Annotated in this window: 9 protein-coding genes; 2 read left to right on the top strand and 7 right to left on the bottom strand. The window is 59.9% G+C overall.

The genetic code is table 11. From position 1 onward, the window contains the following. The 5 genes from EN906_RS12465 to EN906_RS12440 form a co-directional block, all read right to left on the bottom strand. Nucleotides 1–480 (bottom strand): CorA family divalent cation transporter (locus tag EN906_RS12465; RefSeq protein WP_281060440.1); only part of this gene is annotated, 480 nt, incomplete at its 3' end. A gap of 219 nt (nt 481–699) precedes the next feature. Further along, nucleotides 700–1,803 carry a redox-regulated ATPase YchF gene (gene ychF / locus EN906_RS12460; protein WP_127375200.1) on the bottom strand — a complete coding sequence of 368 codons (1,104 nt, stop codon included), beginning with the start codon at nt 1,801–1,803 and terminating at the stop codon, nt 700–702. 91 nt (nt 1,804–1,894) lie between these two features. After that, nucleotides 1,895–2,620, bottom strand: a complete 726-nt coding sequence (gene pth / locus EN906_RS12455) for an aminoacyl-tRNA hydrolase (RefSeq protein WP_127270550.1) — start codon at nt 2,618–2,620, stop codon at nt 1,895–1,897. Nucleotides 2,621–2,643: 23 nt separating this feature from the next. Beyond that, nucleotides 2,644–3,285, bottom strand: coding sequence for a 50S ribosomal protein L25/general stress protein Ctc (locus tag EN906_RS12450; RefSeq protein WP_127270548.1), 642 nt, complete (start codon nt 3,283–3,285; stop codon nt 2,644–2,646). A gap of 247 nt (nt 3,286–3,532) precedes the next feature. Further along, entirely contained in the window at nt 3,533–4,567 is a 1,035-nt protein-coding gene (locus tag EN906_RS12440; RefSeq protein WP_127267866.1) for a class I SAM-dependent methyltransferase, read from the bottom strand. 293 nt (nt 4,568–4,860) lie between these two features. Between EN906_RS12440 and EN906_RS12435 the strand changes: the two genes are divergently transcribed. After that, nucleotides 4,861–6,867: an EAL domain-containing protein gene (locus EN906_RS12435; protein ID WP_127267870.1), complete on the top strand. Its 2,007-nt coding sequence runs from the start codon at nt 4,861–4,863 to the stop codon at nt 6,865–6,867. Nucleotides 6,868–6,959: 92 nt separating this feature from the next. Here EN906_RS12435 and EN906_RS12430 read toward each other — a convergent pair whose 3' ends face one another. After that, complete coding sequence (locus EN906_RS12430; protein WP_127267865.1) at nt 6,960–7,388, bottom strand: MarR family transcriptional regulator; 429 nt, start codon at nt 7,386–7,388, stop codon at nt 6,960–6,962. A gap of 151 nt (nt 7,389–7,539) precedes the next feature. On the opposite strand from EN906_RS12430, the gene EN906_RS12425 reads away from it, so the two are divergent. Continuing rightward, nucleotides 7,540–8,397, top strand: coding sequence for an alpha/beta hydrolase (locus EN906_RS12425; RefSeq protein ID WP_127375199.1), 858 nt, complete (start codon nt 7,540–7,542; stop codon nt 8,395–8,397). A 71-nt stretch (nt 8,398–8,468) separates the two neighbouring features. Here EN906_RS12425 and EN906_RS12420 read toward each other — a convergent pair. Beyond that, nucleotides 8,469–9,291 (bottom strand): MFS transporter (locus tag EN906_RS12420; RefSeq protein WP_127375198.1); only part of this gene is annotated, 823 nt, incomplete at its 5' end.

Genomic DNA, 9,291 nt, shown 5'->3' with positions numbered 1-9,291 from the left:
ATCGCGCGAGATCGCCTCGATGTCGCGGCCGGCGCGTTCCAGAATGTCGGCGAGACGGTCGACGATCGCCTCCAGCAAGCCGATCAGGATGGTGTCGCCGCTGGTGCAGCCGGTCGCCACCTTTTCGGCGCGCTGCGGAAAGGTCTTGAAAGCTTTCGGTTCGTGGTAGCGCACCGTGATCAGCCTTGTGCCGGCGAGCACGAAGGTAACCGGCGACATCAAGGGATCGTCGATTTCGGTCTGGGCGGGCAGGGTGGCGGTCATGAAATAGGCGCCGTCCTCGACATAGAGGCGGCTCGAAATCTCGATCTCCTCCATCTCCTCGCGCGTCGGAATGGCAACGCCGAGCCAGCTCTCGATCGTCGCTTCCTCTTCCTTTGTCGGGTTGAACAGGTCCGCCCAGACGATGGTCTCGCTGTTTGCCAGGAGATCGTCGACGACGCGCAGGCGGTCATTGTCCACGACGAAGGCCTTGATCATCGCCTGATATCCCTTGCTGGGGGTGCGTTCGGATTGACGCGTCGTGTTGGATTGCACGGTTCTCGACGTCAGCGCCGACCGTGCGTCTGCCGCTTAGACCTGTGACGTGACAAAATCAAGACAAGCGGCTGTCGGGCGGATGGCCGCCGTCGCCTTGGAAGCATGTATCGAGGAACTTCGCCGACAGCTTGCCGGGATGTTCTCGACCGCTTCAGGGCATCAAGTGTTGAACTTGAACAACAGCACGTCGCCGTCCTGGACGACATATTCCTTGCCTTCGTCGCGCGCCTTGCCGGCTTCCTTGGCCGCGACTTCGCCGCCCAGTGTGACGAAGTCGTTGTAGGAAATGGTCTGGGCGCGGATGAAGCCGCGCTCGAAATCGGTGTGGATGACACCGGCGGCCTGAGGCGCCTTGTCGCCTTTATGGATCGTCCAGGCGCGCGTCTCCTTCGGCCCGGCGGTGAAATAGGTGATGAGGTGCAACAGGTCGTAGCCGGCGCGGATGACCTTGTTGAGGCCGGGCTCGTCGAGGCCGAGCGAGGACAGGAATTCCATCTCTTCCTCGTCCGAGAGTTGCGCGACTTCGGCTTCGATCGCCGCCGAGATCACCACGGTGCCGGCGCCTTGCGCGGTGGCCATCTTTTCCACGGCCCTGGTGTGTTCGTTGCCGGTGGCGGCATCGGCCTCCGCGACATTGCAGACATAGAGCACGGGATGCGAGGTCAGAAGGTTCAGGCCCTGCAGGATGCGCAAATCTTCGGCCGAAATACCCTTGAGCAGGATGCGGGTCGGCTTGCCGGCCTGCAGCAGTTCGAGCGCTGCCTCCATCAACGGCAGCACGGTCGTCGCTTCCTTGTCCTTGCTGCCGGCGCGCTTGCGGATCTGGACGATGCGGCGCTCGATGCTGTCGAGGTCGGCAAGCATCAGCTCGGTCTCGACCGTCTCGGCATCGGCGACGGGGTCGATGCGGCCCTCGACATGGGTGATGTCGTCATCCTCGAAGCAGCGCAGCACATGCACGATGGCGTCGACCTCACGGATGTTGGCGAGAAACTGGTTGCCCAGCCCTTCGCCCTTCGAGGCACCGCGCACCAGGCCGGCAATGTCGACGAAAGAGATGCGAGTTGGAATGATCTCCTTCGACTTGGCGATCGCGGCGATCTTCTGCAGGCGCGGATCTGGCACCGCCACCTCGCCGGTGTTCGGTTCGATGGTGCAGAATGGATAGTTGGCGGCTTGCGCCGCAGCCGTTCTGGTCAACGCGTTGAAAAGCGTCGACTTGCCGACGTTGGGCCAGCCAACGATGCCGCATTTGAAACCCATTTTTGTTCGGTCCTATCGGGAAAATAGAAATTTGATCAGGGCTATGGGCGATAGGGGTGATCAACGTCAAGCCCTTCGGTCCCCTTGATGCTCAGTCCTTGCCGCCGAACAGCTTCTTCAGCATGGCGGCCATTGGACCGCTTTCCGGCAGCTTGACCACCGGCTGTTGAGGCCGTGCTTGGCGGACATGACTTTGCTGCTTGTGCGCCGACTGCTTCTGCGCTGGCTTTTCGGGCTCCGGCCCGGCCTTGCCCTGGACGGCGAGACTGGCCTTATTCATGAAGCCGGATTCGTCGCCCTTGACGATCATGGCGGCATTATCGGCGATCGCGTCGAGCAGCGGGTCGAGCCATTCGCGGTCGGCTTTGGCGAAATTGCCGAGCACATGGTGCTGGACCATTTCCTTGACGCCGGGATGGCCGACGCCGATGCGCACGCGGCGATAGCCATTGCCGATATGACCGTCGATCGACCGGATGCCGTTGTGGCCGCCGGCGCCGCCACCGGTCTTGATGCGCAGCTTGCCTTCGGCAAGGTCGATCTCGTCATAGAAGACGGTGAGCGCGGAAAGCTCGAGCTTGTAGAAGCGCAGTGCTTCGCCGACCGACTGGCCGGACAGGTTCATGAAGGTCTGCGGCTTGATCAGGACGATTTTTTCGCCGCCGAGCGTGCCCTCGGAAATGAGGCCCTGGAATTTCTTCGACCAGGGCGAAAAGGAATGGCGGCGGGCGATTGCGTCCGCCGCCATGAAACCGACATTGTGGCGGTTGTCAGCGTATTTCGCGCCCGGATTGCCGAGACCTGCAAACAGCAGCATCGCCTGCTCCGGGCGTGAAAGAGTTACTTCTCGTCGGCGGCAGGAGCCGCTTCAGGTGCAGCTGCTTCAGCCGTCTCTTCCGTCTCCGGCTTCATCGCCGACGAACCGGCAATGGTCGCGATGGTGAAGTCGCGGTCGGAGATCACAGGCTTGACGCCAGCCGGCAGCTTGACCGCCGAGATGTGGATCGAGTCGCCGATGTTGGCGCCGGTGAGATCGACGGTGATGAACTCCGGGATCGCATTGGCCGGGCAGTGGAACTCGACTTCGTGACGCACGATGTTGAGCACGCCGCCGCGCTTGATGCCGGGCGACTTGTCCTCGTTGATGAAGTGGACAGGCACGTCGACATTGACTTCGGTGTCCTTGCCGATGCGCAGGAAGTCGACATGGACAGGGAAATCCTTGACCGGGTCGAGCTGGAAGTCCTTCGGCAGGACCTGGATCTTCTTGCCGTCGACATCGATCGTGGCGATCGTGGTCAGAAACCCACCGCCATGGATCTTGTAGTAGATATCCTTGTAGGTGAGCGCGATAGCCAGGGGAGGCTGCTTGTCACCATAGATTACTGCAGGCACTTTACCGTTGCGGCGAACTGCACGGGCGGACCCCTTACCGACCTGTTCGCGTGCTTCGGCCTTGAGCTCGTAAGTGTCGTGGCTCATGGCATTTCCTTTCGGTTTACTGGAGCGCTCACGGTTGGCAGAGTGCCTGGACCGTAAACGTCGAAAGCCGACATACCCATGCATGATCTGGTCCGAAAACCGGAATCCACTTTTCGGGATCATGCGGGAAGGCGGCCTTCCGCCGCGTTGCCTCCAAGGGTGTCTACGCGGGTGGCGGCTCTATAGCGGAAGGCGGCCGGAGGTGCAAGCCAAAGGCACGCCCAGGCTGGTGCAGTCCAGGCGGTCGCTATCCGCGCTTTTCGATGACGGCATAAAGCACGTTGCGGTTCTCGCCGAAGAACACCCGCGCCTCGACGGTGTTGCGGTCGACGCTGGCATTGACGATGTTCCACATATCGACCTCCGATCGCAGCAGCAACACCCAGTCCATGAATGTCTCCCGGTAGCCGGCGTCAGGCGTGCCCTCGGCGTAGTTCGCAAACAGGAACGTCCCGTTCGGCTTCAGCATCTGCAGGCAGGTCTTCGTGAGTTTCACCGCGACGTTGTGGGCGAGGTAGTCGTAAAGGCCGGAGGCATAGATGAAATCGAACTTGCCGAGCTTGTGACCCCGCGTGAGCACGGTTCGCACCGAGCCGTCGATGGCTTCGACCGCGGTGCCCTGGAAGTCGCGCGCGATCAGCCCAACGCTCTGGGGATCCTGATCGAGCGCAACCCAGCGCTTGAGACGGCCCTCCGTCAAGGCGACCGAGCGATTGGCCTCCCGCAAATGGCCGGCCGCGATCGCCAGGATCTCGGTTTGCGGTCCATTCTTGACCGCAATCTCGTCGACATATCGGGTCAGGAGGTCGCGTCGTTCCCGTGCCGCGACGCATGAGGGTACGTTCTGGGTATGGCTATAGAGCGCCTTGCCGATCTCCGAGGCGTTGGCCACGCTCTCTGCCACGTGCGGATCGCAATAGATGTAATCAAGCAACTGCGCGTCGCCGGAATAGCCCCTGGGCTTGGTGAAGGACCAGTGCGTCAGCGGATCCTCGAGAAAATACTTCAGGATCGGATGGTTCTGCGCCACCGGTATCAACGCATGCCAGACGTCGGGATGAACCTTGGAATGCAGGCCATTGAGGAAGGACAGCAAGCGACCGACGATCTCGGCGGGGTTCTTGTCCTGTTCGATCTGCTGCTGTGTCGCGTGGAGAATGAGCGCCAGCTCCGCGCGCGCGGTTTCGAACGCTTCGCCATGATGCTCGAGCTTTCCCCGAGGCAGCGTGCCGGCGAGCATCGCGGCAGTAATCAAGCTTTTGCCATCAAGAACGGTCTGCACGCCATCACTCCATAGTTAACAGTCGGTTAACTTATTGCGTAGAATGCTCCATTTGCCAATGTCGGGCTGACGGCATTTTATCGTTATGATTAATTTCCCGCCAACCATGTTCCTCTTTAGACGGCTTCCGGCCCGAATTCCGGGTTCGAGTTAACGGAAACTTGTCTTGCGCGATTGCATTTGTTTGCCCGGCGTCGCAATCGCCGTCGCGTCCAAAGGAGCCGGCCCGCGTGGGGGCAGAAGCTGGAAATGAGTTCGGAAAACAAAATCCCTTTCAAACGGGGTCTATTGTGATGAACGAACACCTGTCCTCCGTATTGGTCGATACGGTTGATGCGGAGCCGTACGAGCCGCGCTATGAACTGAGCGCCGACGAGCTCCGCACCCTTTACCGCACCGAAGCGCAGGCGACGCGAAGAGGAGAAGCCAGGCCAGGGCTCTGGATTGCGGTTGCGATCTATCTCTTGTTTTCGGCAACGGATCTGCTGCTGATCCCGGATGTTGCTGCCTACACGATCACGGCGCGCTTCGCAGTCGGCTTGAGCGCGCTTTTGATCCTCGAAGCACAGCTTCGCCGGGGGATTGGAACGGAATGGCTCGACGTGACCTGCGCCGGAGCCATCATCTTCGGCTATGTTGGTTGGTTGTGCCCAGCGGTTCTTGGCGCGGACAAGGAAAGCGTCTCTTACTACATGGTCTTTGGGACCATATTCATGATGAGCGCAAATCTTTTCTTTACGTTCAATTTCAAGCTTTCTATCGTAACCTCGGCAATAATATTGTGTATACTTTACATCGTAAATTACTTCGTTCCTTCAACCCTTACATACAAAATGGTATTCGGGGCTTTCTATATATCCTGTTTCACGTTCACCTCGTATGTGAACTGGAAACTGAATGAGGAACGCTACAACGTCTTTCTGAATGCCCTGGAAGCCAAGATCCAGCACAATGAGGCGACCGAACGCGGCAAGGCCCTGCTGAGGTTGTCGCGGACCGATCCGCTGACGGGTCTGGAGAACCGGCGCGCGATCGACGAGAAGCTGCGGGACTACTGGAGCGATTGGCAAAAGGTCGGTACCAGCTTCGGGGCGATCCTCATCGACGTGGACTTCTTCAAGAAATTCAACGACTGCTACGGCCATCAGGAAGGCGACCGCTGCCTGATCCATGTCGCCAATGCCCTTAGCGACATGATCAAGCAGTATAATGGCTCCATCGGCCGCTATGGCGGTGAAGAGTTCATCGTCCTGGCTCGCATGGAGAAAAAAGAGCAGATACTGGATATAGCGGAAGCCATTTGCAGCACGGTCGAGAACCTGGCGCTGACGCACGAACTGCGGCGCGACGGCGTCTCGATCGTAACGGTGAGCGTTGGCGCCGCATTCACCAGGACGCAGACCGGCGCCAAGCTGGAGAAGATCATCCACGAGGCCGATCGCGCTCTCTATCTGGCAAAAGCCGGCGGCCGAAATTGTGCCCGGCTGTTCGATCCAACCGATCCGCAAAGCAGCGACGAGAGCGAGAACATCGCGGCCTTGCTGAAGATCGCGATCGGCCAGAATCTCGTTTCACTGGTTTATCAGCCTATCCAGGATGTCAAATCGGACCGGGTTGAAGCGGTGGAGGCTCTGATGCGCCTCAAAATGCTGGACGGCACATCGGTTCCGCCGAGCCTGTTCATTCCCGTCGCCGAGCGAACCGGCGCGATCCTGGAACTCGGGCGCTGGGCGATAAGGACGGTGTGCGCCGAACTCCTGGCTGACGACCACGTCCGTGTCGTCAGCGTCAACGTCTCCCCGATCCAGCTTAAGACACCTGGCTTCGCAACGTCTGTCGCGACCATTCTGGGCGAAACCGGCGTCGCCGGCAGCAGGCTGGCCTTCGAGATCACCGAAGGGCTGGAGATGGAGATGCACTCGGACATTCTGCGCTGCATCAGCGACCTGAAGCTGCTCGGGATCAAGATATGGCTTGATGATTTCGGGACGGGCTTTGCGGGCCTTTCGTGGCTTCGCCTGATCGATTTCGACACGGTGAAGATCGACCGATCGTTTCTGCACGACTGCAGCTCCCTGAGCGGCAAGGCGATGCTGCAGGACATCATCACCCTGGTTCGAAATCGCGGCCACAAGATCCTGGTCGAAGGGGTGGAAACCGACGAACAGATGGCTTTGATGCGCGAATTCGGCATAGACAAGATCCAGGGCTTCCATGTCGGCCGCCCCGCTCCCGCCGCCAGTTTCCAGGCAAAGCGGGCCATGCGCAAACGGTCATTTGCCGTGCTTAAGTCCGCATGATGGTGGCCTCTTTCCGACGTTTGGCTTAGCCGCCCTCAAAAGCCGTACTGATTGCAATCAACCCATGACTGGGCCAAGCGGCTACCTAGGGGCTACCGGTCGCTGGTCAACGCGTTGCGTAGCGCCTGGATCTGCCGGTTCAAGGCATCGAGCTCGGCAAGCGTCATGCCCGAGCGTTCGACCAAGGTCTCGTTCAGACAGTTGCATTGGACCAGCAGCGCGCGTCCGGCTGATGTCAGGTCGACCTGCACCTGGCGTTCGTCGGTCTGGCTGCGCTGGCGGGTCACCAGCTCGGCTTGCTCCATTCGCTTCACCAGCGGCGTGACGGTGCTCGATTCCAAAGCCAACCGGTTGGCGATGGTGCCGACCGACATCCCATCGGCCTCTCCAAGTGCGTTCAGCACCAGGTACTGCGGATAGGTGATGCCCATCTCGTCCAGCATCGGCTTGTAGGTGCGGTTTATCGCCATGCTGGTGGCATAGAGCGTGAAACAGAGCTGATTGTCCAACGGGAGAGGCACGGCGCATTCCTTTTGCCAATATGGGCATCAATTCGATACCACGAAAAATGATATCGCGATACATATTTTTGTGGACAAGGGTTTTGTGCCGCGTTAGCTATATGGTTATCGCGATATTGTTTATCGCGGAAATAACCACAAGGAGATTGAGATGACCTCGCAAACCAAGCCCAGCTCCGGCAGCGGTACGATCACCACCAAGGACGGAACGCAGATTTACTACAAGGACTGGGGGACCGGGCAGCCTGTCGTCTTCCATCATGGCTGGCCGTTGAGCAGCGACGATTGGGACGCCCAGATGCTGTTCTTCCTGTCACAAGGCTACCGTGTCATTGCCCATGATCGGCGTGGCCATGGGCGCTCGACCCAGACGGATATCGGCAACGAAATGGACACCTATGCCGCCGATGTCGCGGAACTCGCCGCTTATCTCGACCTCAAGAATGCCATTCATGTCGGACATTCGACCGGCGGCGGCGAAGTGGCGCGCTATGTTGCCAACTATGGCGCCGGCGGCCGTGTCGCCAAGGCGGTGCTGATCGGCGCGGTGCCGCCAATCATGCTCAAGACTGCCGCCAATCCCGGCGGCCTGCCGATCGAAGTGTTCGACGGCTTCCGCTCCGCCCAGGCAGTCAATCGCGCCCAGTTCTTCCGCGACGTTCCATCAGGTCCGTTCTACGGGTTCAACCGTCCGGGCGCGGACATCTCGCAGGGCGTCATCGACAATTGGTGGCGCCAAGGCATGATGGGCGGCACCAAGGCGCATTATGATTGTATCAAGGCTTTCTCGGAAACCGACTTCACCGAGGATCTGAAGGCAATCGACGTGCCTGTCCTGGTCATGCACGGAGACGACGACCAGATCGTTCCGATCGCCGATTCGGCGCTGCTGACGATCAAGCTGCTCAAGAAGGGCGAGCTCAAGGTCTACAAGGGCTTCCCGCACGGCATGGCCACGACCCATGCAGACATCATCAATGCCGACCTGCTGGCCTTCTTCAAGGCTTAAGGCCATGGCCCACAAAAATGCACCCGTCATCAGGCGGGTGCATTTTTGTGACAGCGGCAGACCCGCCTGATCTAGGCGGCCGCCTGCGCTTTGCGCGCTTCCTTCATGTTTGGCAGGAACACGGTGAGCAATCCAAGAAACGGCAAATACGAGCAGATCTGGAAGACGAAATCGATGCCCTTCATATCGGCGACGATACCGAGCACGGCCGCCGCGATGCCGCCCATGCCGAAGGCGAAGCCGAAGAAGATGCCGGCGATCATGCCGACGCGGCCCGGCACGAGTTCCTGCGCAAAGACGACGATGTTCGAGAAGGCAGAGGACAGGATCAGGCCGATCAGCACCGTCAGCACCATCGTCCATTCCAGATTGGCGTAGGGCAAGGCGAGCGTGAAGGGCAGCACGCCGACGATGGAGAACCAGATCATCGCCTTCTGCCCGTAGCGGTCGCCGAACGGGCCGCCGAGCAGGATGCCCAGCGCCGAGGCTCCGAGGAACAGGAACAGCATGACTTGGCTCATCTGCACCGAAACGCCGAACTTATGCATGGAATAGAAGGTGTAGTAGCTGGCGAGGCTGGCGATGTAGGCATTCTTGCTCAGCACCAGCAGGGTCAGCACGATCAATGCGTTCATCACCTTGCGGCGCGGGAAGGGCGAAACGAAGCTCGCCGCCTTGCGGGTGCCCTGTGCGGCACGCAGCCGGCTGTACCAGCCGCCGACCTGCCACAAAACGATGATGCCGATCAGCGAGCCGACGGCGAACCAGGAAATGCTGGTCTGGCCGAACGGCACGACGATGAAGGCTGCCAGCAGCGGCCCCATGGACTGTCCGAAATTGCCGCCAACCTGGAAAAGCGACTGCGCCAGGCCGCAGCGGCCGACGGAGGCGAAG

Origin of the sequence: Mesorhizobium sp. M7A.F.Ca.CA.004.06.1.1, from assembly GCF_003999135.1 — a bacterium.
Lineage (GTDB): Bacteria > Pseudomonadota > Alphaproteobacteria > Rhizobiales > Rhizobiaceae > Mesorhizobium.
Note: the sequence above shows the minus strand (reverse complement) of the source record. Positions and strands in the feature narration are given on the sequence as shown.

Bases quoted from the DNA above. Each gene is read 5' to 3' on its own strand.
- ychF (WP_127375200.1), bottom strand. From the start codon at position 1,803: ATGGGTTTCAAATGCGGCATCGTTGGCTGGCCCAACGTCGGCAAGTCG.
- pth (WP_127270550.1), bottom strand. From the start codon at position 2,620: ATGCTGCTGTTTGCAGGTCTCGGCAATCCGGGCGCGAAATACGCTGAC.
- EN906_RS12450 (WP_127270548.1), bottom strand. From the start codon at position 3,285: ATGAGCCACGACACTTACGAGCTCAAGGCCGAAGCACGCGAACAGGTC.
- EN906_RS12425 (WP_127375199.1), top strand. From the start codon at position 7,540: ATGACCTCGCAAACCAAGCCCAGCTCCGGCAGCGGTACGATCACCACC.
- EN906_RS12435 (WP_127267870.1), top strand. From the start codon at position 4,861: ATGAACGAACACCTGTCCTCCGTATTGGTCGATACGGTTGATGCGGAG.